Source organism: Paenibacillus sp. J5 (genome assembly GCF_054955055.1).
Window position 1 is genome coordinate 100,241 of record NZ_JBUEDD010000012.1, and the last position, 25,446, is coordinate 125,686.

General features: G+C 53.4%; 22 protein-coding genes. 16 read left to right on the forward strand and 6 right to left on the reverse strand.

The genetic code is table 11. The features are described from left to right. From ACY1JZ_RS20895 to ACY1JZ_RS20970, 16 genes are all read left to right on the forward strand, one after another. Positions 1–969, forward strand: a complete 969-nt coding sequence (locus ACY1JZ_RS20895) for a biotin--[acetyl-CoA-carboxylase] ligase (RefSeq protein WP_462630797.1) — start codon at positions 1–3, stop codon at positions 967–969. A gap of 336 nt (positions 970–1,305) precedes the next feature. Continuing rightward, the gene (gene panB, locus ACY1JZ_RS20900) at positions 1,306–2,172 is read left to right on the forward strand and encodes a 3-methyl-2-oxobutanoate hydroxymethyltransferase (protein WP_462630798.1); all 867 of its coding nucleotides are present in this window, start codon (positions 1,306–1,308) and stop codon (positions 2,170–2,172) included. Next, positions 2,169–3,065, forward strand: coding sequence for a pantoate--beta-alanine ligase (gene panC / locus ACY1JZ_RS20905; protein ID WP_462630799.1), 897 nt, complete (start codon positions 2,169–2,171; stop codon positions 3,063–3,065). Before panB ends, panC begins: the two co-directional genes overlap by 4 nt. Next, positions 3,058–3,441 carry an aspartate 1-decarboxylase gene (panD, locus tag ACY1JZ_RS20910; RefSeq protein WP_462630800.1) on the forward strand — a complete coding sequence of 128 codons (384 nt, stop codon included), beginning with the start codon at positions 3,058–3,060 and terminating at the stop codon, positions 3,439–3,441. Before panC ends, panD begins: the two co-directional genes overlap by 8 nt. A 254-nt stretch (positions 3,442–3,695) precedes the next feature. Then, positions 3,696–4,418 carry a tetratricopeptide repeat protein gene (locus ACY1JZ_RS20915; protein WP_462630801.1) on the forward strand — a complete coding sequence of 241 codons (723 nt, stop codon included), beginning with the start codon at positions 3,696–3,698 and terminating at the stop codon, positions 4,416–4,418. Positions 4,419–4,432: 14 nt separating this feature from the next. Next, positions 4,433–7,303, forward strand: coding sequence for an ATP-dependent DNA helicase DinG (gene dinG / locus ACY1JZ_RS20920; protein ID WP_462630802.1), 2,871 nt, complete (start codon positions 4,433–4,435; stop codon positions 7,301–7,303). Next, positions 7,300–7,941, forward strand: a complete 642-nt coding sequence (locus tag ACY1JZ_RS20925; RefSeq protein ID WP_270171513.1) for a redox-sensing transcriptional repressor Rex — start codon at positions 7,300–7,302, stop codon at positions 7,939–7,941. The genes dinG and ACY1JZ_RS20925 overlap by 4 nt, the downstream gene beginning before the upstream one ends. Continuing rightward, complete coding sequence (locus tag ACY1JZ_RS20930) at positions 7,938–9,242, forward strand: amidohydrolase (protein WP_270171511.1); 1,305 nt, start codon at positions 7,938–7,940, stop codon at positions 9,240–9,242. Before ACY1JZ_RS20925 ends, ACY1JZ_RS20930 begins: the two co-directional genes overlap by 4 nt. Beyond that, on the forward strand, positions 9,242–9,772 hold the full coding sequence (locus tag ACY1JZ_RS20935) for a cell wall elongation regulator TseB-like domain-containing protein (protein ID WP_270171510.1): 531 nt from the start codon (positions 9,242–9,244) through the stop codon (positions 9,770–9,772). Before ACY1JZ_RS20930 ends, ACY1JZ_RS20935 begins: the two co-directional genes overlap by 1 nt. A 371-nt stretch (positions 9,773–10,143) precedes the next feature. After that, positions 10,144–10,677 carry a hypothetical protein gene (locus ACY1JZ_RS20940; RefSeq protein WP_462630803.1) on the forward strand — a complete coding sequence of 178 codons (534 nt, stop codon included), beginning with the start codon at positions 10,144–10,146 and terminating at the stop codon, positions 10,675–10,677. Next, on the forward strand, positions 10,670–12,181 hold the full coding sequence (locus ACY1JZ_RS20945; protein ID WP_462630804.1) for an AAA family ATPase: 1,512 nt from the start codon (positions 10,670–10,672) through the stop codon (positions 12,179–12,181). The genes ACY1JZ_RS20940 and ACY1JZ_RS20945 overlap by 8 nt, the downstream gene beginning before the upstream one ends. Before the next feature lie 190 nt (positions 12,182–12,371). Continuing rightward, entirely contained in the window at positions 12,372–13,244 is an 873-nt protein-coding gene (locus ACY1JZ_RS20950) for a 3-hydroxyacyl-CoA dehydrogenase family protein (RefSeq protein WP_462630805.1), read from the forward strand. Continuing rightward, positions 13,241–14,458 carry an acetate kinase gene (locus ACY1JZ_RS20955; protein ID WP_462630806.1) on the forward strand — a complete coding sequence of 406 codons (1,218 nt, stop codon included), beginning with the start codon at positions 13,241–13,243 and terminating at the stop codon, positions 14,456–14,458. The genes ACY1JZ_RS20950 and ACY1JZ_RS20955 overlap by 4 nt, the downstream gene beginning before the upstream one ends. A 43-nt stretch (positions 14,459–14,501) precedes the next feature. Next, positions 14,502–15,185, forward strand: coding sequence for a DnaD domain-containing protein (locus ACY1JZ_RS20960; protein ID WP_462630807.1), 684 nt, complete (start codon positions 14,502–14,504; stop codon positions 15,183–15,185). A gap of 584 nt (positions 15,186–15,769) precedes the next feature. After that, positions 15,770–17,506: an ABC transporter ATP-binding protein gene (locus tag ACY1JZ_RS20965; RefSeq protein WP_462630808.1), complete on the forward strand. Its 1,737-nt coding sequence runs from the start codon at positions 15,770–15,772 to the stop codon at positions 17,504–17,506. A gap of 13 nt (positions 17,507–17,519) precedes the next feature. After that, the gene (locus tag ACY1JZ_RS20970; protein WP_462630809.1) at positions 17,520–19,277 is read left to right on the forward strand and encodes an ABC transporter ATP-binding protein; all 1,758 of its coding nucleotides are present in this window, start codon (positions 17,520–17,522) and stop codon (positions 19,275–19,277) included. Between the two features lie 142 nt (positions 19,278–19,419). Here the strand turns inward: ACY1JZ_RS20970 and mtnB are convergent, their stop codons facing one another. The 6 genes from mtnB to proB all read right to left on the reverse strand — a co-directional run bounded on the left by mtnB (position 19,420) and on the right by proB (position 25,431). Beyond that, positions 19,420–20,070 carry a methylthioribulose 1-phosphate dehydratase gene (mtnB, locus tag ACY1JZ_RS20975; RefSeq protein WP_270172512.1) on the reverse strand — a complete coding sequence of 217 codons (651 nt, stop codon included), beginning with the start codon at positions 20,068–20,070 and terminating at the stop codon, positions 19,420–19,422. Positions 20,071–20,159: 89 nt separating this feature from the next. Beyond that, positions 20,160–20,834 carry a 2-hydroxy-3-keto-5-methylthiopentenyl-1-phosphate phosphatase gene (locus tag ACY1JZ_RS20980; RefSeq protein WP_462630810.1) on the reverse strand — a complete coding sequence of 225 codons (675 nt, stop codon included), beginning with the start codon at positions 20,832–20,834 and terminating at the stop codon, positions 20,160–20,162. After that, positions 20,831–22,048 carry a 2,3-diketo-5-methylthiopentyl-1-phosphate enolase gene (locus ACY1JZ_RS20985; protein WP_462630811.1) on the reverse strand — a complete coding sequence of 406 codons (1,218 nt, stop codon included), beginning with the start codon at positions 22,046–22,048 and terminating at the stop codon, positions 20,831–20,833. The genes ACY1JZ_RS20980 and ACY1JZ_RS20985 overlap by 4 nt, the downstream gene beginning before the upstream one ends. Continuing rightward, positions 22,045–22,932: a pyrroline-5-carboxylate reductase gene (gene proC, locus ACY1JZ_RS20990; protein WP_270171494.1), complete on the reverse strand. Its 888-nt coding sequence runs from the start codon at positions 22,930–22,932 to the stop codon at positions 22,045–22,047. The genes ACY1JZ_RS20985 and proC overlap by 4 nt, the downstream gene beginning before the upstream one ends. Positions 22,933–22,950: 18 nt before the next feature. Beyond that, positions 22,951–24,198: a glutamate-5-semialdehyde dehydrogenase gene (locus ACY1JZ_RS20995; protein WP_462630812.1), complete on the reverse strand. Its 1,248-nt coding sequence runs from the start codon at positions 24,196–24,198 to the stop codon at positions 22,951–22,953. Between the two features lie 126 nt (positions 24,199–24,324). Further along, the gene (proB, locus tag ACY1JZ_RS21000) at positions 24,325–25,431 is read right to left on the reverse strand and encodes a glutamate 5-kinase (protein ID WP_462630813.1); all 1,107 of its coding nucleotides are present in this window, start codon (positions 25,429–25,431) and stop codon (positions 24,325–24,327) included. Between the last annotated feature and the right edge of the window lie 15 nt (positions 25,432–25,446).

The following is a 25,446-nucleotide window of genomic DNA, read 5'->3' on the forward strand; positions in this document are numbered from 1 at the left end:
ATGAGCGAGCAAGTATTAAGGATGTTCTTGAATAAGGAAGGCGAGTATGTCTCTGGAGAAGCCATCAGCCGCGAGCTGCAGGTGAGCCGGACAGCCGTATGGAAGAAAATCCGCAAGCTGGAGGAAGAGGGCTATCGCTTCGAGGCTTCACGCAAGCTGGGTTATAAGCTGCTATCGGGCCCTGATCGGCTGAGCGCCGTCAAGCTGCAGGCTATGCTGGATACCCGTTGGTTGGGACGACGACTCCATCTCCACGACACCGTGGATTCGACGCAGCATGTAGCGCGCAGGCTGGCAGAGGAGGGGGCGCCGGAGGGAACGCTCGTCATAGCCGAGCAGCAGTTGCAGGGCAAAGGCCGACTCGGCCGCCGATGGGAGTCTCCCAAGGGCAAGGGAATCTGGCTCAGCCTCTTGCTTCGTCCACAGCTCAGTCTGCAGCGCAGTCCGCAGCTAACGCTGCTGACCGCCGTAGCGCTGTGCCGGGCTCTAAGGAGACTAACCGAACTGGACATTGGCATTAAATGGCCGAACGATCTGTTGTCCGGTGGGAAAAAGCTCAGTGGCATTCTGCTGGAGTCATCGGCAGAGGAGGAGCGGCTCAGCTATGTGATTGCAGGGATCGGCATTAGCGCCAACCTGGAAGAGAGTGATTACCCGCCAGAGCTGCTGGAGAAGGCGGCTTCGCTGTATATGCTCGGAGGGCGAAAGCATGATCGGCACCAGATTGTCGCCAGCTTCATGAAGGAGCTGGAGGAGCTATACGAGCTGTACATGAGAGAGGGCTTCGGCCCGATCCGAACGCTCTGGGAGGCGCTGGCGGTATCGTTGCACAAGCGCGCGGTGCTCACGACGCCACAGGGCGAGCTGGAGGGCGTACCCGTCGGACTCGACGAGAATGGTGCCTTGCTGCTGAAGATGGATAATGGGGAAGTACTGCCCGTATTTTCGGCCGAGATGGGATGGCCGTAACCCTGTTCATAGACGGGGTTCTTTTTTTTTGTTAGAATAGAAAAGCCGGAGCGTCTATCCCTGTGGATGGCGAGAGACATTATGCCTGCAATCTGATTTCAGGGCGGTATCCCAAGCTGGAGCTGCACCTGGATAGGAGAAGCAAGGCAGAGCGATCTAGCATGGCCGGCAATGGATGAAGCACAGCGTATTCTGCTCTGAGCCGTAGGGACCGAGACAGAAGGAAGCTCGTGAATATGCGATATTCCTTTCATGTTCCTTTTTGGTTTAGGGACCTTTTTAGCAGCGTCTAAAAGGTTTTTTTGTGCATCCTAATACTTAAAAGGGAGTGGGATAATGAGTAAGCCGTTGACGGTAACCAAGATGAAGCAAATGAAGCAAAACAAGGAGCCGATCACTGTTGTAACCGCGTATGACTATCCTTCCGCACGTCTGGCGGAGGAAGCGGGAGTCGACATGATCTTGGTGGGCGATTCGCTCGGCAATGTTGTGCTCGGCTACGATACGACGATTCCGGTAACGGTAGATGATATGGTCTACCATACACGGGCGGTGGCGCGGGGGGCCGGCTCTACGTTTATTATAGCGGATATGCCGTTCATGTCCTATCATGTCAGCAAGGAAGAAACATTGCGCGCTGCGGCCAGACTGATGCAGGAGGGTCATGCCACCTCGATTAAGGTGGAGGGCGGCGCAGAGATTGCCCAGGAGGTGCAAGCATGTGTGCGGGCGGGCATTCCTGTTATGGGGCATCTGGGATTAACGCCGCAATCGGTTCACATGCTCGGCGGCTACCGTGTACAGGGCAAGGATGAGGCATCTGCCAGCAAGCTGCTGGATGATGCGCTTGCATTGGAGCAGGCCGGCGCATTCGCCGTCGTGCTGGAGCTGGTCACGGAGCCAGTAGCAGACATGATCAGCAGCCGGTTGTCGATTCCTACGATCGGTATTGGAGCGGGACGGGGCTGTGATGGCCAAGTTCTGGTCTATCATGATATTTTGCAATACGCTTCGCCCTACCAGCCTAAGAAATTTGTTAAAACCTACGCAGATGTCGGCTCGACCATTCGCGGGGCCATCCGCTCCTATGTGGAGGATGTCAAGGAGCGCCGCTTCCCTGCAGAGGAGCATGTATTTGCTCCAGGAGAGACGAGGCAGGCGGAGCCTGCTCTGTACGGCACAGCAAAGGGGAATATAGAATGATTATCTGCCAGACCATCGCAGAGGTGAAGTCGCATATCTCTAATTATCGAATCGAGCAGGGGCAGCAGGCCAAGGTGGGCTTTGTGCCGACGATGGGCTTTCTGCATGAGGGACATGCAAGCTTGCTGCGCCGCTCGAAGCAGGAATGCGGCTTGACCGTGCTCAGCATTTTCGTCAACCCGCTGCAATTCGGGCCAAATGAAGATTTTGATCGTTATCCACGCGATGAGGAGCGTGACCTGCAAGTGGCGAGACAGGAGGGAGCAGACGTAGTCTTCATGCCTTCCGTCAGCGAGATGTACCCCGTTCCCGCCAAGACGAGAGTGCTCGTGAGCGGTGTGACCGAGCGGCTGTGCGGGGCTTCGCGTCCCGGTCATTTCGACGGCGTCGGCACTGTGGTCAGCAAGCTGTTCCATATCGTCGGTCCTGACCGCGCTTATTTCGGTCTGAAGGATGCGCAGCAGGTCGCCGTCATTACCACCATGGTACGCGATCTGAATATGCCAGTGGAGATTGTACCATGCGAAACGGTGCGTGAGCAGGATGGCCTGGCGCTAAGCTCGCGCAACGTATACCTGAGAGGAGAGCAGCGAACGCAAGCTGTTGTGCTCTCGCAGGCGCTTGCCCTCGCTGGACAACTTGCAGCGGAGTCAACGCTCGGTGCGGACGAGCTGCAGCGAAGATTGAGCGAGTATATTACTGCTGAGGCGCCGCTCGCTGTGATTGACTATGTAGAAATATTGAGTTATCCAGATCTGGAGCAGCTACAGCCAGGCGAACCGCTTGGTTCTGTAGGTGGTAGCTGGATCGTTGCGCTGGCGGTCAAGTTCGGCACGACCCGCTTGATTGACAACCGACTATTTTGGGCGAAAGAGGTGTCCTCTCATGTATAGAACGATGATGAAATCGAAGCTGCACCGTGCTACAGTGACAGAAGCCAATCTGAATTATGTAGGAAGCATCACTATTGATGAGGATTTGATGGGGCACGCCGATCTGTGGGCCAATGAGAAGGTGCAGATCGTAAATAACAATAACGGTGCCCGCTTTGAAACGTATGTCATTCCCGGCGAACGCGGCTCAGGCGTCATCTGCTTGAACGGAGCGGCGGCTCGGCTCGTTCAGCCAGGCGACAAGGTCATTATTATATCTTATGCGATGATGGCTGAGGAGGAAGCACGCGCGTATCAGCCGAAGGTAGTAATACTGGATGAGAACAATTCGCCGACAGAAGTGCTTGCGGAAGAAATTCATGCAACTGTCAAATAAGCTGCGGGCTGTTAATGCTTTGCAACTCGCGGCTTGAGGGTATGAAAACCTCCTTAGCAACAAAGAATGAGCATACAGCTATGAAGCCAGACGTCGCTTAGCACTGCTGCTCGCTAGCCACCGGGATGAGGGGAAGAAGTCTGTGGAGGCGATTGGCATCCAGATACTTCCTTCCATCTGAGACAGGCGCAGCATTCATGCAGCAGGAAGGTCGAAGTACCGTATGGCTTATTCTTCTGCTGGGGAGGATGACAATGATGTTCAGCCACTTGTTCGCTACAATGAATGAACTGCTTGACGAGTTGATCGCCCGCAATCGCCATGGCAAGCGCCAAGAGCAGGATGAGGAGCAGTTGGCGGTGCTCAAGGCGATGAGTGACAAAATCATGGAAGAATGGCTAATATTTGAGGAGAAGCTCGCGCTTTTTAGTGATCAAATGCAGGAATCCAGCCCGCAGAAGTCGAATATATGGATGATGCCAGGTCAGACGGCCACAGCGATGGTGACCCCGCAGCAATCTGTGGCAACTGTAGATACTGTCATTACCGCAGATGCTGCCTCCTCGGAAACGGCGGAGCAGTTATTAGCCAGGGGGCAAGGATATTTCAAGCTGTACATGTTCCCGGAGGCAGCCAGCGCCTTTCTTCATGCTATGGAGCAATCACCTGATTGCAACCTTGCAAGATTATTTTTGGCAATGACGTATATGCATATGCAGGAATGGCAGGATGCTCAACGGCATTTCCAATTGCTTGTGGCGCTAACGGATCATCCGACATGGCAGGCGCTCGGCTTGAACGCGCTTGGCTGTATTCAGGCCATCCGCCAAAATCTGGAGCAAGCCGAGGTGTATTTTCAGAGAGCTTATGATGCTGATCCCACCTTCGAGGAGACGCTCAGTAATCTTCATGCGTGCAAGACCCGGGACGGGCAGTTGTCGTTATATTTCGGGAGCGCGAAACTTAGCTGTTTGTGAGAGGGTCGAACCGGATGAAATTTGCAGTACTGGATTTAGAAACCACCGGCCATCAAGCCGATGACGAAATCATACAAGTTGGTTTAGTTATATTAAATGAGGCACTCGAAATTACGGATACATTCAGCTCGTTCATCAAGCCGACGATCCCGATTCCTCCCTTTATTACCCAGCTAACCGGAATTGATGATACGATGGTCGCCGAAGCACCTCCAGTCGATGAGGTGCTTCTCGCCATGATTCCACTGCTGGCCGATGCGGTGCTTGTTGCGCATAATGTCGGCTTTGATGCAGGCTTTTTGAATCAGGCGCTTGATCACAGCGGCTATATGCCGTTTGTCGGCCGCAGGCTGGACACGATTGATCTGCTCAAATTTTTGTATCCCTCGCTGACAACGTATCAGCTAGGCGCAGTCTCGGAGCTATTCGGCATCGCTCATGACCGCCATCATCAAGCGGACAGCGATGCGCTAGCGACTGCTGTACTGCTCCAGCATGCCGTATCCAAGCTCAGGGAGCTTCCGTTAATTACGTTGCAGCGGCTCGCGGCTTTGTTCAATCCGCAGGATGATCTAGGCTGGTTTATCTCTCAGACGCTGCAATATAGGGAGACACAGACCGCTGTGGATATGGACGCCCATTCCTATTACCGACAGTTTGCGCTGCGGGTGGAGGAATGGTCGGAGGAGGAGCCGCCTCGGCAGCAAGCTGATGCGCTGGCGGCGATAGAAGAGATGGATTTTGCCGCCTTTCTCGATCATGTGCGCGGCACCTTCCGTCAGCATGTGACCAACTATGAGGAACGGGATGCTCAGAACCAGATGTTCCAGGAGGTCTATGAAGCCTTGGAGAGCAGCAGTCACCTGCTCATTGAGGCTGGTACGGGCACGGGCAAGTCACTTGGCTATCTCATTCCTGCGCTATATTATGGTGTCCGCAATGATAGAAAGATAGTCGTCAGCACACATACCATCAATTTACAGGAGCAGATTCGGGAGCGTGACATTCCGCTGCTGCAAGCGACGATGCCCTTTGAATTCCGGGCATCTGTGTTCAAGGGTCGAGGGAATTACCTCTGCCTGCGCAAGTTTGAGGGCAAAATCAACATGCAGGACTTCGTAGCTCCGCATGAGGATCGGCTGACCGCCGCGCAGATGATCGTATGGCTCGGCGAGACGGGAAATGGCGATCAGGAGGAGCTGCACTTTGGCAACAAGGGCGCTGACTTTTGGGAATCGGTATCCAGCGACGCCGACTCCTGCTTAAACCGCGCCTGCCCATGGTTTAAGCGCTGCTATTACCATCGGGCCAAGCATGAGGCGAATCTGGCGGATGTCATCATCACGAATCATTCCATGCTGTTCACCGACATCCGTGCTGACCACCGTCTGCTGCCGGCTTATGAGTATCTGGTTGTGGACGAGGCGCATCATCTGGAGGACGTAGCAGGCAAGCATCTAGGGATGCAAATCTCCTATTTCTCCCTCCAGCATCCGCTATTGCGACTGCACAAGGACGCGCGCAGTGGCCTGCTGCCGTCGCTTCAGGCTAAGCTGCAGCAGGAGGATGATGAGCATCTGGAATCCTGGCTGGAGACCATCGACAGCATCCAGCCCTACCTGGTGGAGGTGCGCGAGGGCTGGGATCGGATGATGGAGCTGCTCTATACGAGCTGCACCAGCGCGGCTCCAGCCGATACGCAGGAGAATATGCCTGCGGTGCTGCGGCTCAAAGCAGAGGAGCTGCCGCCTGCCTGGGACGAAATTACGATGCTGGAGAACAATCTGCACACCCAGCTTAGCCGCATGACGAAGACGCTGGACAAGCTGCTGTCGGACATTAAGGATCGCATTGAGGAGCATGCTGTGCAGGCGCTCGTCACGGATCTGAATGGCATAGTGAAGGACGTGAACCGGCTGAAGGATGATCTGCGCATCTTCGTGAAGATGGAGGATAGCAACATCGTCCACTGGATTGAGGCTTCGCCCCAATACCGGGCCAAATCCGTGCAGTTGTTCGCCGTGCCGGCAGATGTAAGCGGGCAACTGAAGAAGCATTTTTTTGATACGAAAAAAAGCATCACGCTCACCTCTGCCACCCTATCGATTCAGAAGTCGTTTCAGTATGCGAGCGAGCAGCTTGGTCTAAGCTGGCATGAGAAGGAGGGCAAGCTGAAGACCGTCCAGTTGCCGTCGCCGTTCAATTACCGCGATCAGGCATTGGTCATTATTCCGCGCGATTTCCCGAGTGTCAAGGGCCCTGCCGGCGATCCGCAGTTCATCGCCCGCCTGACCGAATCTCTGGCCGCAGCAGCGCGCGAGACCGGGGGGAAGATGCTCGTGCTGTTCACCTCCTACAAGATGCTGCGTCTGGTGTATGATCCGCTCAAGGAGGAGCTGTCCTCCTCAGGCATTCAAGTGCTGGGGCAAGGCATTGACAGCGGCAATCGCAGCAAGCTGACACGGCGCTTTCAGCAGAATCAGGCATCCGTGCTGCTCGGCACAAGCAGCTTCTGGGAGGGAGTAGATATTCCCGGTGATGCGCTGACGGCGCTGGCCATCGTGCGTCTGCCCTTTCAGCCGCCCAATCATCCGCTCGTCGAGGCCAAGTCGGAGCTGCTGGTGCAGCAGAAGCAGAATCCATTCATGAAGCTGTCCATTCCGCAAGCGGTCATTCGCTTCAAGCAAGGCTTCGGACGACTTGTGCGGAGCAGTCGCGATCGCGGGGTGGTGCTCTTGTATGATACGCGGGTGTTGGAGACGTACTATGGAAAATATTTCTTGTATTCTCTCCCTGGCCCCAAGATTGAGCATATGCATGTGGACAAGATCGTTCCTCGAATGAGACAATGGCTTGCCGATGAAGCAAAGGAGGAAGAAGGGTGAAGCAGCCCAAAATATCTGAAGCGGTCGTTCGCCGTCTTCCCATTTATCTTCAATTTTTGAATGAGTTGAACAAGCGCGAGGTGCAGACCGTCTCTTCTCAGGATCTGGGACAGAGGCTGGATCTGAACCCCGCGCAGATCCGCAAGGATCTGGCTTACTTCGGTGAATTTGGCCGCAAGGGCATCGGTTATGATGTCAATTATCTGATTGAGAAGATTCGGCAGATTCTCAAGCTGAACCAGACGCTTCACGTGGCATTGGTTGGAGCGGGTAATCTGGGACATGCGCTATGCAATTATAATATGTATATTAAGGACAATATGAAGATTACAGCCGTCTTTGATGCCGTTCCCGCCAAGGTCGGTACACGTATTAATAGCTTGACGGTTCAGCCGATGGAGCTATTGAAGGAGACGATTGCAAGCAACAACATTCGGATCGGCATTATTACGGTACCTGCGGCCGAAGCGCAAAATGTGGCAGACCAGTTGGTTGAAGCAGGCGTCGAGGGGATACTGAACTTTGCCCCGATTATTCTGAAGGTGCCGGAGAGCGTCCGCATCCATCATGCCGATTTTACGCGCGAGCTGCTGAGTCTGGCCTATTATCTGGAGAATGAAGGAGAGTCATCATTATGAGCCGCCTGTGGATTGAGAACGGTATATTTGTCACGATGAATGAGGATCAGCCTGTAGTGAGCGGGCATATGGTTATCGAGGACGACAGGATTGTGTATATTGGCGAGGCGGCCCCGGAGTTAGCGCTGACCGAAGGCGCGCGTGTGGTCAAGGGAGCTGGCAAGCTGTACATGCCCGGCTTGATTAATACGCATGGACATGCGGCGATGTCGCTGCTGCGGGGCTATTCGGATGACAAGACGCTGCAGTCATGGCTGCAGGATTATATGTGGCCGATGGAAGGCAAATACGTCGATGAAGATACGCGCGTAGGTACATCGCTGGCTGTGCTGGAGATGCTCAAGAGCGGTACGACGACCTTTGTCGATATGTATGACCGGATGGACATCGTGGCGCAGGTGGTCGAGCAATCAGGGATGCGCGGCTGGTTGACACGCGGCGCGATCGGACTATGCTCCGAGGAGGAGCAGCGCGCCAAGCTGGCGGAGGCAGTGGAGTTCGCCAAGAGCTGGAATGGCCGCGCTGACGGGCGGATTCGCACGATGATGTCGCCGCATGCGCCGTATACATGCCCTCCGGCCTTCATCGAGCAATTCGTACAGGCGGCGCATGATCTCGACCTGCCGATGCATACGCATATGTCGGAGACGCTGGCCGAGGTCGAGCAAAATGTGCGAGATTATGGCTGCCGCCCTGTTGAGCACCTGCAGAAGCTGGGCGTATTCTCCCGTCCTTCGTTCATTGCCCATGGCGTTCATCTGACAGATGAGGAAATCGAAGTACTGGCAGCCCATAAGGTTGGCGTATCGCACAACCCGGCCAGCAATCTCAAGCTGGCAAGCGGTGTGGCGCGGGTGCCCGAGCTGCTGAAGGCTGGCGTGACTGTATCACTGGGCACTGATAGCGCTGCTAGCAACAACAACCTCGACCTGTTCGATGAGATCAGGCTGGCTGCGCTTATTCATAAAGGTACGAGCGGCGATCCTACAGCGGTGCCTGCGCTCACGGCGTTGCAGTTGGGAACCGTATACGGGGCGCAGACGCTCTGGCAGGAGCAGGAGCTCGGCCGCTTGCGCGCTGGCATGAAGGCGGACTTTATAGCGCTGAATATAGATCAGCCACATTTCTTCCCTCGTACAGACTATATCTCCCATCTGGTCTATGCTGCTTCGGGCCGCGACGTGGTGGATGTATGGGTGGACGGGCGCCAGGTGGTGGAGAACGGGCATTGTGTGCATCTGGATGAGGAACGCATCCTGCATGAAGCACAGGCTCGCTTCGAGGCGCTGGAGCGTCGATAATGCGTGCACGCTCCAAATCCAGGCTGATGACGCCTGGTCGCTGGGTGCTGGCTATCGTATCCGCTCTGCTGCTACTGTTCCTGCTGTTTAATCTATATTACCGTTCCACCCAACAGGACATCTGGCAGGAGGAGAACGCCGCCAAACGGATTGCTATCGAGCAAGCAGGCTTGACGGAGGTGGATAAGGCGACCAAGCATGTGTGGGATCAAATCTCGTGGGTCATCCAGGGTAAGGATAGCCAGGGGCGGGAGCAGATGGTCTGGGTCGTCGGGGATCAGGCAACGATCGAGCCGGTTGAAGCTGGTATCACGAAGGAGAAGATTGAGGCTAAGGTGCTGAAGGATAAGCCGGATGCGCGTATAATCCGTATTATACCTGGTTTGCTGAACGGCGAGCGAATCTGGGAGGTATTTTATAGCCGTGAGGAGAGCGTGCGTAAATATTATTATGAATTTTACCGCTTTAGTGACGGATCGTTTATTACGATATATAATTTGCCCTCCAAGTTTTCGGATGGGGCGGATTAGATTAGACCAAGGTGAGTGACGATGTCCCTTGAGCGGGCTGGATGAGACAGTTCAAGCTAGATAGGGGAAATAAGGAAGCGCAGGACACAGCGATTAGGCTGAGTTCTGCGCTTCCTTTATTTACAGCCGCAATCGTATAGATTGATATGATATACTCTGATATAGATGTTAAGCCATCTATAGTTGATATATGAAGAAAACATATACGTTCACATCGTTCCTGACCTTCTTAAATTTAAGCCAGACGAAGCTTTGTCATTAAGAAACGGCATCAGCCGTTTACACATGAAATCTTCTATTTCTACGCGAAACGAAGCTTTGCCAGTCAAGGACGGCATCAGCCGTTTACACTAGTGGAGGGGGATTAGATTATGCAGATTAAATGGTTGCCTACCGCGATTACGGCTGCTGTTGCGGTCGTCTTGTTGCTTGGCGGATGGTTTTTCTATCAAAATGTAGCTGTTGAGCGTCCGCTCGACAAGCTGGTAAATACAGTTGATGGTGTCGCATCCTCCGTCTCCACCGTTAACGGACAGACGGTAGCTGTGGAATTGAAGCTTAAGCCGGATGCTGATATGGCGAGCGTCGTGCAGACGATTAAGAAGCAAGGCGCCTCCGTCATCGGCAACCGCGAGTTGAAGGTCAGCTTCCCTTCTGATTCTAGCGAGAAGCTGGACAAAATCTGGTCCACCCTGCTGTTCCCTGTCGCGGAATCGATGGAGAAGCGGGAGTATTCGGGCATAGCCCGCACGCTGGAGGAGCTGCGCAAGCAGCACCCTGACCTGAAGGTCTACTCCAGTATGGATGACTCGAATGTCTATATTGCATTGCAGGACGGCAAGGCTTCAAAATATATTGTATTGCCGCGTTACCCAGCTACGATGGGGGTGTGGAATCATGCTTAATAAGCTATGGAAGGAACTAAGCATCGGGACAGGAGTAGGTGTTATTGTCTTTCTGGCCTATATTGGCGTTGTGACGCTGCCGGTACTATTCGCTGTGGCCGTGCTGGCTCTGCTCGTCGTCGCTGTACGCAGCCGCGGCAACCTGGCGACAGCCCACGGTGGCAGGCGTTCAGGGCTCAAGCCATCGGGGTCGCTAAGCTTTGAGGAGATTGGAGGCCAGGAGCGCGCGAAGCAGGAGCTGATCGAGGCGCTTGATTTTCTGGTCAACCAAGAGGAGATCGCGCGGTTAGGTATCCGACCACTGAAGGGGATCTTGCTGACCGGGCCGCCAGGAACGGGCAAGACGCTGCTTGCCAAGGCCGCCGCCGCTTACACAGACTCGATCTATGTTGCGGCATCGGGCAGCGAATTTGTTGAGATGTATGTAGGTGTAGGGGCGGGCAGAATTCGTGACCTGTTCAAGGAGGCGCGCCAAAAGGCGCAGAAGTCGGGCAAGAGCAGCGCGGTCATCTTCATCGATGAGATTGATGTTATCGGGGGCAAGCGCGACGGAGGCCAGCACCGTGAGTATGATCAGACGCTCAATCAACTGCTGACGGAGATGGATGGCATCTATACGAATGAGTCGCCGCGTATCCTGCTCATTGCCGCAACAAACCGCAAGGAGATGCTGGACAGTGCGCTAGTACGCCCTGGCCGATTCGACCGCCACATTCAGGTGGATCTGCCGGATAAGAAGGGGCGTCTGCATATTCTGTCGCTGCATGCGCGCAATAAGCCGCTTCATGAGGAGGCCAATCTGGAGCGAATCGCTGAGGAGTCCTTCGGCTTCTCCGGTGCGCAGCTTGAGAGTGTTATGAATGAGGCGGCCATCTATGCGATGCGCGACAAGCGTGAGGCCATTATGCAGCAGCATTTATCGATGGCGATCGATAAGGTCATGATGGGAGAGAAGACCGACCGTGAGGCGTCCAGAGAGGAACGGGAGCGGATTGCGCTTCATGAGCTAGGTCATGCGATTGCTGCAGAGCTGGTTCGACCAGGCAGTGTATCGACCGTGGCGCTGTCGCCGCGCGGACAGGCGATGGGATATGTGCGCCATAACCCGGAGAAGGATCAATATTTGTATACGAAGGATTTCTTGGAGGCACAAATTATGATCGCGCTGGGCGGGGCGGCAGCCGAAGAAATCTTCTACGGCGGACGCAGCACGGGCTCGCGCGGAGATTTCGATCAGGCGATGGGCATCGTGCGCACGATGGTCGAATCCGGGCTGACGGAGCTGGGGATTATCGACGGCAGCATGATGACCCCCGACCGCTGGGCTAGCATCAGCTCCACTATGCTGGATCAATTGATGGAACGGACGAAGGCTATGCTGTTGAAGCAGCGCAATGTCTTTCTTGGTTCGCTTGATATATTGCTGAAGGAGGAAACGCTAAGCGGCGAAGGCTTCAGGAAATTACTGCATGGTCAACCGGATAATGCGCTGACACCGGTGTGAAGACGTGTTCAATTCCGAATTTTTTTCTACAAAGGAGGGGCAATCCTGTCGGATTGACCTCTTTTCTTGTATAATAATAAGGGTATACAGGGAAATGTATATGATAAGGCGGGTTGTATCGTTCGGGTTGAAGCCTGCTGGCGTGTACTTATGAAAATTGTTGACTATAAGATGCTAGGTGGGATTTGATATGCCGGTACGCAAAGTAGGAGTTGTCGGGCTTGGCACGATGGGCCAAGGGATTGCTCAGATGCTTGCTAATAAAGGATTGGATGTCTATGTAACCGAGCGGACGCCTGAGAAGCTCGATTATGCAATATCGATGATTGAACATAGCCTGGATAAGCAGATCGACAAGTGGGCCATGACCCAGGCAGAGAAGAAGCTGGTGTTGAACCGGATTCACAGGACAAGCAGCTTGTCGGATCTGAAGGAATGCGAGATGGTCATTGAGACGGTGACCGAGGACTTGGAAGAGAAGCGCAGTGTACTGAAGGAGATAGACGAGCACTGCCCGGAGGATATTATTATCGCGAGCAATACCTCGACGCTTAGCTTGACTGAGCTGGCAGGGGCAACCGCGCATCCCGAACGTGTCATCGGGCTGCACTTCGTGCATCCGGTATCGAAGATTGATGTGGTAGAGATTGTTCGCGGCCTCAAGACGTCAGAGCAGACCTTCGAGCAGACGAAGCATTTCCTTGAGGATACGATTAATAAGAAGAGCGTCATGGTGTTCGAGTCCCCTGGTTTTGTTACAACTCGTCTCATCTGCCTTCATATTAACGAGGCGCTGCATGTGCTGGAGGAGGGCGTCGCTTCGGCTGAGGACATCGATAGCGCGATGCGGATCGGCTATTCATTCCAGCATGGACCGTTCGAGATGTGCGACCGCTTTGGCCTGGACGCTGTAGTGGCTGCGCTGGAGAACATGTTCCGCGAGTATGGCGAGCTGAAGTACCGTCCGTCGATTGTATTGAAGAAGATGGTTCGCGCAGGCAACCTGGGGGTCAAGACAGGAGTCGGCTTCTTCAAATATAATAAGGATGGGGATCGGATATGAAAATACTCGTTATCAACGCAGGAAGCTCATCGCTCAAGTACCAGATTTATGATATGACCGACGAGAGCGTGATGGCAAGCGGCCGTGTGGAGCGGATCGGCATGGACTCCTCTATTTTGACGCATGAGGTGCCGGGACGGCAGGATATGCGCGATGTAAGCGAAATTCTGGATCATGTCACTGCGGTCAAACGTGTGGTAGACATCCTCGTTGACCCGCAGTATGGCGTATTATCGTCGATTCACGAGATTGAAGCCGTTGGCCATCGTGTCGTGCATGGAGGAGAGAGCTTCAAGCAATCGGTCATTGTGACGCCTGAGGTGAAGCTGGAGATTCGCAATCTGTTCGATCTGGCGCCGCTGCATAATCCGGCTCATATGATGGGGATTACGGCGGTTGACGCCAATCTGCCGGATGTGGCTCAGGTGGTCGTGTTCGACACCGCGTTCCATCAGACGATGCCGCCCAAGGCCTATCTGTACCCGATTCCTATGGTGCTGTATCGTCGCCACAAGATTCGCCGTTATGGCTTCCATGGCACGTCGCACTATTATGTAAGCGACATGGCGGCCAAGCTGCTCGGCAAGCCATTGAACGAGATGAAAGTGATTTCTTGCCATATCGGCAACGGAGCGAGCGTGACGGCGATCGAGGGCGGGCAGTCGGTGGATACGAGTATGGGACTTACGCCGCTGGAAGGGCTGATGATGGGCACACGCAGTGGAGACATCGACCCGGCAATCGTACCCTTCACGATGACCAAGGAGGAGCTGACGCTGAGCGAGGTGAATTCGATGCTCAACAAGCACTCTGGTCTGATGGCCATCTCCGGCTTGAGCAGCGATATGCGTGAGATTGTTCAGGGCATGGATGATGGCGACAAAAATGCTACGCTGGCGTTCGAGATGTATGTCTATCGCCTGCGCAAATATATTGGTTCCTACGCAGCGGCGATGAATGGCTTTGATGTGCTGATCTTTACCGCTGGCGTGGGCGAGAATTCGGATCGTCTGCGGGCAGCAGTATGTGAGGGACTGACCTTCTTCGGGCTGGAGCTGGATGAGGAGCTGAACAAGCAGCGCTCCAGGGAAGCCAGAGTGATCTCGAAGCCTGGCTCGCGCATTCAGATGCTGGTTGTACCGACGAATGAGGAGCTGCTGATTGCGCGCGATACGTATGAGCTGGTTCGCGAGGCGGAGAAGGTGCAAGGATAAGGATAAGGATAAGGCAAGAGCTGCTTTAGAAGGAGGTTACAGCTTGACTGTTTATTCCAATAACAGTATTGAAGGGTTGACCTCATTGATGCAGGAGGGGGGAGTGTATGCTCCTCTTCTTTTGTTGCGCACGTATCATAAGCTGGGGTTGACCGACACGGAGCTGCTGCTATTATTGCAATTGATGGCGTTCAAGCAGGCGGAGGGGGTTGAATTCCCGACCCCGGAGCAGTTGGCTAACCGCATGGGCAAGACCGCTCAGGAGATTGGACAGTTGCTTCGGCGGCTGATGAGGGAAGGACTGCTGGCCATCGACGGGGAGGAAGATCCGGTGACGGGGCTTCAATCCGAGCGTTACAACTGGTCAGGCTGGTTCGATCAGGCAGCCGAGCTGCATCTGAGCGAGCAGCGCAGCAGCATAGCACAAGACAGCAAGGTACCACAGCAGCCATCCAGCGAGCCGCCGCCTATTAATCTGTTCTCGCTATTCGAGCAGGAGTTCGGCAGGCCGTTATCACCATTCGAGCTCGATCGGATCAGCAGTTGGCTGGACGAGGACGGCTATTCGGACGAGCTGGTTCGGTTCGCCTTGAAGGAGGCGGTGTTCTCCGGCAAGCTGTATATCCGTTACATTGATCGTATCCTGCTGGAGTGGAGCCGCAACCGTGTTACCAATGTTGAGGAGGCACGCTCGCATACGCAGCGCTATCGGAATGGGAAGAGTTAGACGTAATAGTTAAGAGTGAAGGCAATGGCCTTTATTCATATGTGATATGAAATGCTAACTTCATTATGCGGCCTGGAACCTGATTTTCTAATGGTTTGAGGCCGTTTAGTTTTTTATGTCGTATGGATAAGGCTCAACCTAATAATCAGTGCTTGACAGAAAACAGAGCTTAGCGGAGGGGCGGAGGGATTCTGGAGAAACGTCAGTGTTCGCCTTTAAAGACCGATTCCCACCATAGTCCTCATATAAATAAAAGGAATCGGGCTTTAACAGCGATCGGAAGAACCCTCTGTTCCGTAGCGTCTCATCTCGGCCCAAGTCAAGCGCTGATTTCTGGTTTGAGCCATTGATATGATTATAAAATCATTATGATACAGTATAATCATTTGTTTTGATATATTTGACAATATAACAACCTAATATTAAAATAGGGGATCTTTACTTATTGTGAAGTCGTCAACTTTGGATTGTTTGTAGGGTACAAACAGTTTACTGGTTGACGGCTATTTTTTTAAGGCGATAGCCGCTTACGCTTGTCATGATGAGCATGGATGTTACCAAGAGCACTAGTCAAGGGGGATGGGATGAATAGCATTAAAGTAATGTACAGGAACCTAATGTGGTTCGCTAAGCCGCATATTCATTGGTTGTTCCTCGCTATAGCGGGCCTTATTTTTATCGTATTCATTGAAATGTTCGTCGCGTACTCCATTAATAACATGATTAATGAGGCTCTGACGAGCGATAATCAGAACATGCTACTTCGTTATGCTCTCATTTTATTTGCAATCATTATTTTGGGTGGAGCGGGGAAATATGTTGTCAAAAGTTCAAATGAGAAGTTTGGCGCGTTGGCCATTGGAGATTTAAAAAGACAGTTATCACACACCATTCAACGAATGACAATAGATAGCTTGGAAACAAAGCATTCGGGAGAGTTGGCTTCAAAATTTACAATGGACGTTGGAGAAGTAGACAACTTTGTCAAGAGAAATATGGCCGATCTTATGTATCAACCGTTTGTATTCCTTGTATCCTCTGTGTTCTTCATTTATTTAAATTGGCAGTTGTACGTTGTTGGTGTCGTTGTCATTCCTTTATTTCTAAAAATCGCGGATGCGATCACGGCTCCATTGAAAAAAAATAACGAAGAGATTCAAAAGCACTTCGGGCAAATGAATTCGGTCTTAATGGAAACGATTAACGGTGCTACTATCATCAAATCATTTAACCAGCAGGAACAGCAGTTGGCAAAGTTCGATACGATGCTTCAACAAACCTTGCACAAGAGCATGAAGATGGAGAAGAGACTGTCCTTCATACCGCCCTTGCAGCTTGTACTGCAGGCTGTTCCCTACGGATTATGTATCCTGTTCGGAGGATATTTAAGCGTAAACGAACAAATATCGCCCTCTGAATTACTGACGTGTATTTATTTGATGCAATTTCTCGTAGGTCCAGCCGTTAGAATTCCTTCCTTATTCATGGGATTCAAGACGACCTTGGCATCTATAGCCAGAATCGAAGAAATTTTGACGGCTCCGCGGGAACCTTCCAATGAATCCAGCCTCAGGGAGCAGGAAACTCATTACGCTGTTGAATTTGATCGCGTATCGTTCGGTTACCCGGACAAACCGCTTTTATTTGAAAACCTTAGTTTCCGAGTCGAAAAGAATCAGACTGTAGCCCTTGTTGGTGCGAGCGGCTGCGGGAAGAGCTCCATCCTAAAGCTGATTTGTGGATTTTATACCTTGAAATCTGGGGAAATACGAATCAATGGAAATCTACTATCCGATACGAACCTGGATGAAATCAGAAGCTTGATGGCGATCGTCTCGCAAGAAACGTTTCTTTTCCCTGAGACCGTTATGCAAAACATCGCTTACGGAAGATTGGATGCCAGTGTGGATGAGATTGTGGAAGCAGCAAAAGCTGCGAACGCTCATGAGTTTATTTCCAATTTGCCTGAGCAATATCTAACACCAGTCGTCGAGAAAGGGGGCAATCTGTCTGGCGGACAAAAGCAAAGAATTAACATTGCCCGTGCATTGTTGAAGGAGGCGCCTGTGCTCCTGTTAGACGAGCCTACGTCAGCTCTTGACCAGCAATCGGAGGCACTTATTCATGAATCGTTAACCCGCATCTTTAAGAACAGGACGGTTCTGGTCGTCGCTCATCGCTTATCCACAATTATTCATGCGGACAACATTCTCGTATTAGGAGAAGGCGGCATTATCGCTCAGGGAACCCACTTATACTTGATGGAGAATAGCCGCGAGTATTTCGAGCTGTATAACAAACAGTTTCAAGTCTCGATATAAGAGGAGAATGATATTGATCAGGTTAAAGAGCGAATATATTTCCTTGTACCATTTTATGAAGCCCAAGATCATTCGATATGCTATGGGTCTGATAGGCTCGTGCACAATTACGGCCAGTCTAATTATTATGCAGGCTTTTGCGTGGAAATATATGTTTAATTCTGCTGTGGAGCTGGATTTCAATTTATTATACAAAAGTATGATTGTATTTTTTATACCTGTATTACTGCTCGTCTTCGTTTCCCCTTTTTTTGTATATCTTTATAATTCTGCTGTAAAAGAGGTTATGTTCGACATCAGACACAAGCTGTTCTCCAAATTAGTCAGGCTGCCGATCGGTTTTTATGATAAACACCACAGCGGCGAGCTTTATTCCTTGATGGCGAATGACGTTCGACTAATCGAATCCGCTTATTCCGAACATCTTCGCACCATTCTTTATCAGTTTGTGTTGATCGTGGCATCGTTGTTCTCTATGTTTGTGATTAGTTGGAAAATGGCGATTCCTCTGTTTTTGGTTTGTGTCTCGTTTGCCCTTCTTACCTCGAGGTTCTCGAAGTCGTTAAGCCGGCTTAGCGGGTTAATGCAAGGTCGGAGAAGTAAGGAAACACAAAGGTTAATTGACATCATTGGCGGTTCGCACATCATCCGAATGTTTAATCTATACAAAGTAATTGGACGTAAGCACCAGAGAAGCATTAAACAAGTTACCAAGCTAGGGCTTATGTTAGGCCGTAAGGAAGGACAAATGGAGGGGGTCGCTTTTTTTATCGGATTCCTGAACCATGGAGGTATTTATGTACTAGGCGCATTTTTATTGATGAACGGGGCAATCGAATTAGGTATTTTGACAGCGCTCGTTTCCCTTCAGATCAATGTGTCATTCGCATTTTTGCAGATAGGAAGCAACCTATCACAACTCCAAATTTCACTCGTCGGCATCACTAGACTCGATCAGCTTCATAAGGAGCAGGAGGAGACACAGACTCTACATGCTTCTGAACGAAATACAACATTGCCAGATAAGATGGGAATCCGATTAGAAGAGGTATGTTTTCGTTACAAACAGGATGTACCCCTTTTTGATCGTGTCAACTTGGTCATTGAAAAAGGAAGCCATGTTGCTTTTGTCGGTGCGAGTGGAAGCGGCAAAACTACGATTGCCAAATTGATAATGGGTTTGTATCCACTTCAAGGTGGGAATATCTACATTTATGGCCAATCGATGGATGCACTATCATTAGAAGAACGGAGAAGTCTGATCGCCTATGTTCCGCAGGATGTCACGCTGTTCGAAGGTACGATTATGGAGAACATTAGGTTTGGAAACGGACAGGCAACGGAAGATGAGGTGAGGGCCGCTGCAGAAGCTGCCAACGCGCACGAGTTTATTCGTCGCTTGCCTGAAGGTTATCAAACAAGGATCGGTGAAACGGGTAAATGCCTTTCCGGTGGGGAAAGACAACGAATCGCGATCGCCAGAGCCGTATTGAAAAATGCCCCGTTCTTAATATTGGATGAGGCGACTTCATCCTTAGATACGAGATCGGAGCATCTGGTTCAAGAAGCGTTGGATAGACTCGTCAAGGGTCGTACAACTATAGTCATTGCGCATCGATTATCAACAATTGAACATGCAGACATGATCGTAGTGATGCACAAGGGAGTTATTGCAGAGCAGGGAACCCATCAGGAGTTGATAAGCCACAACGGGCTATATCATGAGCTTGTGGAGACGAAGCTGACGAATGACCTGCATGCCGCAAAATAACCAATAGGAGAGGATTGAGGAATACATATTCCAAGCGGGGAGTGGAGGGGGCATAGCTATGTGCTCGGCTGTAGGGATGGACGCGCCGCACCTAGTGCTGTGCTATCATGTCCATCCCTAGAGCGATTATTGAGCTTAGTTATTAAACGCGCCCTTTAAGCAGCTCCCACCGATACACATATTCAAATAAAAACTCGAATGCCTCCAGATGGCGCTTGGCCTCAAATGCATTGGCGCCCCAGGCGTAGATGCCATGCTTGCGCAGCAGGATGCCGGGCAGGGCAGGGTTCAGACTGTCCGTAATCTCCGGTACGATGCGCGGAATATCAGCATAGTTGGAGACGATCGGAATATCGATCTTCGCCTCCTCCTCCCAGATATTAAACGCCTTGATCAGCTCGACACCCTCGACAGGCACCGCTCTACGCTCCCAGAACCACTCGGAGATAACATTGTTGAACACGGTGTGGGTGTGGAAGATAGCGCCGCAGCCGGTAAGACGGTAGATTTCGCAATGAATCAGCGTCTCTGCGGAAGGCTTCAGCCGCGTCTGCTCGCAAGGCTTGCCCTGCTGGTCAACGAACAGGAAATCCTCCGGCGTGCGCAGCGATTTGTCCTTGCCGCTTGCAGTGATGGCAAAATGAAACTGCTCCGGGTCAAAGTCGCCCACCCGGATCGACAGATTGCCGCTGGTGCCCGCGAACCAGCCTTTGGCGGCGAACAGCGACTTGATGTCGCTCAGCTCGGCCAGCGCCCGTTGCTTGTCCTCTAGGGCAATATCGCTAAAACTCATGGTCTGCTCCTGCCTTTCATGATTGTGAATCGCGGCAAAGTCAGCCGCAGTGCTGCAGTTCTGTTCATCAGTGCAGCATTATGCTTCATTCAGCGGCGGCGGCCTGCCTCCAGCGCGGCGATGATTTCATGGAACGTCTCATACGGCGTATAGACAAGACCTAGCTCGCGGCATTTCTCCGTCAGATGCGAGCGGGAGAAGACGACATCAGCGAGCTTGGCGCCCTCAAAGTCGGTCACGCTGTCGCCAATTAGTATCCGTTCATACTGCTCGGAGGGGAAACGGCGCATGACGGTTGTCTTACACATGCCGCAGTCATTCGTGCACTGGCTATCGCATGGATGCGGCCATGTAATCTGGATGCATTCGCCTGTAAAGTCACTGCCGTTGCAGTAGATGTGCTCCTTCGGAATCGCAAAGTCGGACAGAATCGGGTAGACAAAGAAGTCGATGCCGCCGCTCGTGACATAGAATTCAATTTCCCGTTCCTTGCAGTAGGTCAGCAGCTCAGCAAAGCCATCGCGAATCCGGGCATTATGAATGGCATAGTTCACTACCTCCTCCTGCATGGAGGAGGGGAGAAGGCGGAACATCTCGGCAACTCCCTGACGAATCGACTTGCGCTCGGCTATGACGTCGGTCGCAATCTGTTCCCAGCCGTCCGGGTTGAAATGCTTGATGATCGCAATAATATTATCATTGACTGTAATCGTCCCGTCAAAATCGCAGAAGATGACCTGCTTGCGTGATGTGTTGTAATTCATTGCTTCACTCCCCATAGCTCGATCGCCTGCTTCAGCTCTGGATGGCGCTCTGCCCTCTCATGCAGCGATTCGCCTGCCATTACCGCTTCGATTGCCTGGCGGAACGCTTGCCCGCCTGCTGCTGTGCCGAGCGGATGACCATGAATGCCGCCCCCGGCATTGACCACGACATCGAGGCCGAAGTCCTGCCAGATGAGCGGCACAATGCCTGGATGGATACCTGCGGATGGCACGGGCATGCTTGGACGCACCGGCAGCGAAGGGTCCAGTAGCGCTGCCTTGACCGCCATATTTTCCGCCTTGGGCATCACGACGGAGCCATAGGGGGAAGGGAATAGCGACAGGTCAGCTCCGGCAATCCGCATCAGCTTGCCCAGCAGCAGTGGGGCGGAGATGCCGTAATGCGGTGATGGGTAGAACGCGCCCGCCATCGCTGGATGCGCAGCAATGGGCACGCTGATGTCTGGATTGCTGCTCAGCTCATGCAGCGCATCAAAGCCATAGGCAAGTACATTAAACAGCAGCGAATTGGCGCCTGCCCGGATCGCTTTGCGTGCCTGGTCGGCTAAGCTGGAGGTGGGGCCGGTCAGGTTAACGGCATACAGCAGCTTCTGCCCGGTCTGCTCGCTTGCCTGCCGTGCAGCCTCCATACAGGCCTCAACCCGCTTCTCAATCGGGGTGAGCGGATTCTCGAACAAGATTTCATCGTCCTTGATCAGATCGACCCCGCCCAGCGCCTGCTGGTAAAATTGCTCGCGAAGCGCAGATAGATCATGCCCGACAACGGATTTGAAGATGCTCATCAGCAGCGGACGATCATGGACGCCTAGCAGCTCGCGTATGCCTGGCAGCCCGAACTTGGGGCCGGGGAATGCGGACAGGAAGCCGTCGCTGAAGTCGACATCCAGCAGCTTGATCCTGCCGTCCATCGACAGCTTGCCGAAGATGGTGACGAGCAACGCGGGAATGTCGCGGCTGAAGTTGATGTCCGGGTATGCGATCTGAATATCGGCATAGCGCTCGCCAGCAGCATCCGCTTCATGCACCTCGACGCTCTTAACAACGCCCAGATGCTTCTCCATATTTGCCTTTTGCGCCTCAGGTAGATCTGTCCAGCTTCCTACGGTTAGTCCGACAGCGATCGATTGGGCTTTCTTCGCGAAGTCAGCCTTATCGTCAAAGCAGCGGTACGTTGCGGTGCAATAGCCGCTCATGGCTTGACGCCTCCTTCGATCATTGCACCCAGCTCCCCGGCTCGCTCTGCTGCCCTTGCGATGGCCTTGACGAACGATTCACCGACTTGATGGCTGGCTAGCAGCTCCAACGCAGCCTGCGTGGTGCCGTTCGGGGAGGTCACCTTGCGGCGCAGCTCCGCTGGCTCCTCGCCGGTGGACTGTACCATATGGGCAGCGCCCAGCACCGTCTGCACGGTCAGGATGCGCGCGGCTTCATCGCCCAGACCAAGCTGCCTTCCAGCCTCGATCATGGATTCCATCAAGTAGTACACATAGGCCGGGCCTGTGCCGGATAAGCCTGTAACAGCATCGAGAAGCTGCTCCTCGCCGACGATGGCCGTAATGCCGACCGAACGGAAAATTTCCTCCGACAGCTTGCGTAGATGCTCGGATACCTTGGCGGAGAAGCAGAGGCCGGTTGCGCCCAGACCAATCGTGCTGGAGGTGTTCGGCATCGTGCGCACAACAGGCACATCAATCTCCAGCAGCCGTTCGATTGTGCGGATCGACAGCCCCGCTACAAGCGATACGACGAGCTGATGCGGCTGAATGAACTGCTTGAGGTGCCGAAGCGCCGCTTCGGCATCCTTCGGCTTCATGGCGAGGAAGATCAGATCGGCCTGCTCCAGGCTGCTCTGCTTCGCCTCCTCCGTGAATGGAGTAATGACATGATAGCGGTCATGCAGCTCCTTCAGACGTTCCTGATCCTGGCGGTTAACCATCGCAATCTGACCAGGCATCGTCAGCCTGCGGTCCAGCAGTCCACGGACGATCGCTTCCGCCATCGAGCCGGCGCCGAAGAAGGCGAGGCGCAGCTTGCCGATGCCAGCATTGACGGATAGAGTAAGTTCACTTGCAGTCATAGTACCGTCTCCTTTCGTTTATCCTCTAATCTGACCGTTGCCGCGAATGAGAAATTTGGAAGAGGTCAGTGCAGGCAGCCCCATTGGCCCGCGTGCGTGCAGCTTCTGCGTGCTGATGCCGATCTCGGCGCCGTAGCCGAATTCGAACCCGTCCGTAAAGCGGGTAGAGGCATTATGGTAGACGGCAGCCGCATCGATCTGTTGCAGGAAATAGTTGGCGTTGCCGCTGTCCTCGGTGACGATGCATTCGGAATGCATCGTGCCAAAGCGGGCGATATGGGCGAGCGCCTCATCCAGATGATCGACGATGCGTACATTCAGAATATAATCATTGTATTCGGTCGCGTAGTCCTCATCAGTGGCCTCGATGCCCGACCCGAGCAGTTGCAGCGTTGCGACACAGCCTCGCAGCTCAACACCAGCCTCCTGGAGCCGGCTGGCGATGTGCGGCAGATGCTCCTTAGCAAATGCGCGGTGCACGAGCAATGTCTCCATCGAGTTGCAGACGGATGGGCGCTGCACCTTCGCATTAAAGGCAATGTCGCTGGCCATCTGCGGCTGTGCGCTCTCGTCCAGATACGTATGGCAGATGCCTGCGCCGGTCTCGATGACCGGGACGGTCGCGTTCTGCACGACATTCTGGATGAGCGAAGCGCCGCCGCGCGGAATGATGACATCCAGCAGGCCGTTCAGCTTGAGCATCTCGTCCACGGAGGCGCGATCGGTCTCCTCGATTAATTGCAGCGCATCGGCGGGAATGGCCGATCGGTCAAGCGCGCTGTGCAGCACCTCGACGATCCGGCGGTTCGAGCTGATGGCCGAGGAGCCGCCGCGCAGCACAACGGCGTTGCCCGTCTTCAGGCACAGCCCGGCTGCGTCAACAGTGACGTTCGGACGGGCCTCGTAGATGATGCCGATGACGCCCAGCGGTACCTGCACCTTCGTCATATGCAGCCCGTTCGGCCGCTCGAATTGATCCAGCACCGTGCCGATTGGATCAGGCAGCAGGGCAATCTCGCGCAGGCCGTCGGCGATGCTGGCAATCCGCTGCTCGTTCAGTCTGAGGCGATCCAGCAAGGACTCGCTGGTGCCATTGCGGCGTCCGCGCTCTAGATCCTCCTCGTTGGCGGTGATGATCGATTGCTGCTCCTGCACGAGCGCATCGGCCATTAACAGCAAGGCCTCGTTCTTTTGCTCCGTTGTCAGGGAGCCCATTAGAGCCGTCGTGAGCTTGGCGCGTCCAGCTTTTTGTTGTACTTCACTCATCGGAAATCCTCCTCGTCGTTATATAGGATGAAGAAACGGAATATAGCGAATTCACTGATACGCAAAGCACAAGGCAAAGCGCAATACAATCTTTAGCTTTCAAGGTATCAGAGAGAAGCTTAAGGACTAATGACCCTCGAAGGCGACCCATTCGTCACGATGAATAATTTCGATGCGACCGACATCCAGCCGCTTGCGAACCTCCTCGGACCCAAGTCCCGCTGCCGCCTGCACCTGCCAATACGAGTAATTGACGACACCGCGTCCGAGGATGCGTCCGGCGCTATTTTTGACCTCGATCACATCGCCAGGGTGAAATTCTCCCTCGCTATGCAGCACACCGGCAGGCAGCAGGCTCTTGCCTTTCTCTATAATCGCTGCCTCAGCTCCATCATCGATTACCACGACGCCTCGCGGTGTCGAGTGGAAGCCGACCCACTGCTTCTTCATTGGCAGGCTGTGCTCGGCTGTGTCGAAGTAGGTGCCATGTCCCTGACCATCCAGCGCCTCCAGCAGCCCGCTATCCTCGGTCAGCCTGCCGACGAACGCGGGAATCCCGCCGCGCATCGCGATACGCGCCGCATCGATCTTGGAGCGCATGCCGCCGGTGCCGACACTGCTGCCTGCGCCGCCCGCGATGCGTTCGATCTCCTCCGAAATTTTATCGACACGGGCGATCCGGCTCGCCTGCGGATTAGTTCGCGGGTCTGCTGTGTACAGCCCGTCCGTATCGGTTAAGATGAGCAGTTGCTTCGCCTTCACCAGATTAGCGACGAGCGCGGACAACGTATCGTTGTCGCCGAATTTCAGCTCGGCTGTAGCGACGGTGTCATTCTCGTTAATGATGGGCAGGATGCCGCGACATAGCAGCTCATCGAGAGTCATCTGGGCATTGTGGATTCGTTTGCGGTTCGAGAAGTCGGAGCGTGTCAGCAATATTTGCGCCACGCCGATGCCGTCGCGTCCGAACGCCTCCTGATAAGCCTGCATCAGCAGCGCTTGCCCGACAGCGGCGGCCGCTTGCTTCTCATGCACCAGCTTCGGACGGGCTTCATAGCCGATGCGGCGAAAGCCGGCAGCGACAGCCCCAGAGGTGACCAGCAGCACTTCATGGCCTGCGCGCTGGAGTCTGGATAGCTCGCCAGCAAAAAAATCGATTCGTTGCTTATTCAATCCCCCCTGCTCCGAGGTGAGCGAGCTGCTCCCGATTTTGACTACAATTCTCTCTCTCATCGTCGATCACTCCTG

Excerpts from the sequence above, each read along its gene's own strand:
- ACY1JZ_RS20965 (WP_462630808.1), top strand. The coding sequence starts at position 15,770 with ATGAATAGCATTAAAGTAATGTACAGGAACCTAATGTGGTTCGCTAAG.
- ACY1JZ_RS20915 (WP_462630801.1), top strand. The coding sequence starts at position 3,696 with ATGATGTTCAGCCACTTGTTCGCTACAATGAATGAACTGCTTGACGAG.
- panB (WP_462630798.1), top strand. The coding sequence starts at position 1,306 with ATGAGTAAGCCGTTGACGGTAACCAAGATGAAGCAAATGAAGCAAAAC.
- ACY1JZ_RS20945 (WP_462630804.1), top strand. The coding sequence starts at position 10,670 with ATGCTTAATAAGCTATGGAAGGAACTAAGCATCGGGACAGGAGTAGGT.
- ACY1JZ_RS20955 (WP_462630806.1), top strand. The coding sequence starts at position 13,241 with ATGAAAATACTCGTTATCAACGCAGGAAGCTCATCGCTCAAGTACCAG.
- panD (WP_462630800.1), top strand. The coding sequence starts at position 3,058 with ATGTATAGAACGATGATGAAATCGAAGCTGCACCGTGCTACAGTGACA.
- proC (WP_270171494.1), bottom strand. The coding sequence starts at position 22,932 with ATGACTGCAAGTGAACTTACTCTATCCGTCAATGCTGGCATCGGCAAG.
- proB (WP_462630813.1), bottom strand. The coding sequence starts at position 25,431 with ATGAGAGAGAGAATTGTAGTCAAAATCGGGAGCAGCTCGCTCACCTCG.
- ACY1JZ_RS20895 (WP_462630797.1), top strand. The coding sequence starts at position 1 with ATGAGCGAGCAAGTATTAAGGATGTTCTTGAATAAGGAAGGCGAGTAT.
- ACY1JZ_RS20995 (WP_462630812.1), bottom strand. The coding sequence starts at position 24,198 with ATGAGTGAAGTACAACAAAAAGCTGGACGCGCCAAGCTCACGACGGCT.
- panC (WP_462630799.1), top strand. The coding sequence starts at position 2,169 with ATGATTATCTGCCAGACCATCGCAGAGGTGAAGTCGCATATCTCTAAT.
- ACY1JZ_RS20950 (WP_462630805.1), top strand. The coding sequence starts at position 12,372 with ATGCCGGTACGCAAAGTAGGAGTTGTCGGGCTTGGCACGATGGGCCAA.
- ACY1JZ_RS20980 (WP_462630810.1), bottom strand. The coding sequence starts at position 20,834 with ATGAATTACAACACATCACGCAAGCAGGTCATCTTCTGCGATTTTGAC.
- mtnB (WP_270172512.1), bottom strand. The coding sequence starts at position 20,070 with ATGAGTTTTAGCGATATTGCCCTAGAGGACAAGCAACGGGCGCTGGCC.
- dinG (WP_462630802.1), top strand. The coding sequence starts at position 4,433 with ATGAAATTTGCAGTACTGGATTTAGAAACCACCGGCCATCAAGCCGAT.
- ACY1JZ_RS20935 (WP_270171510.1), top strand. The coding sequence starts at position 9,242 with ATGCGTGCACGCTCCAAATCCAGGCTGATGACGCCTGGTCGCTGGGTG.
- ACY1JZ_RS20940 (WP_462630803.1), top strand. The coding sequence starts at position 10,144 with ATGCAGATTAAATGGTTGCCTACCGCGATTACGGCTGCTGTTGCGGTC.
- ACY1JZ_RS20930 (WP_270171511.1), top strand. The coding sequence starts at position 7,938 with ATGAGCCGCCTGTGGATTGAGAACGGTATATTTGTCACGATGAATGAG.
- ACY1JZ_RS20985 (WP_462630811.1), bottom strand. The coding sequence starts at position 22,048 with ATGAGCGGCTATTGCACCGCAACGTACCGCTGCTTTGACGATAAGGCT.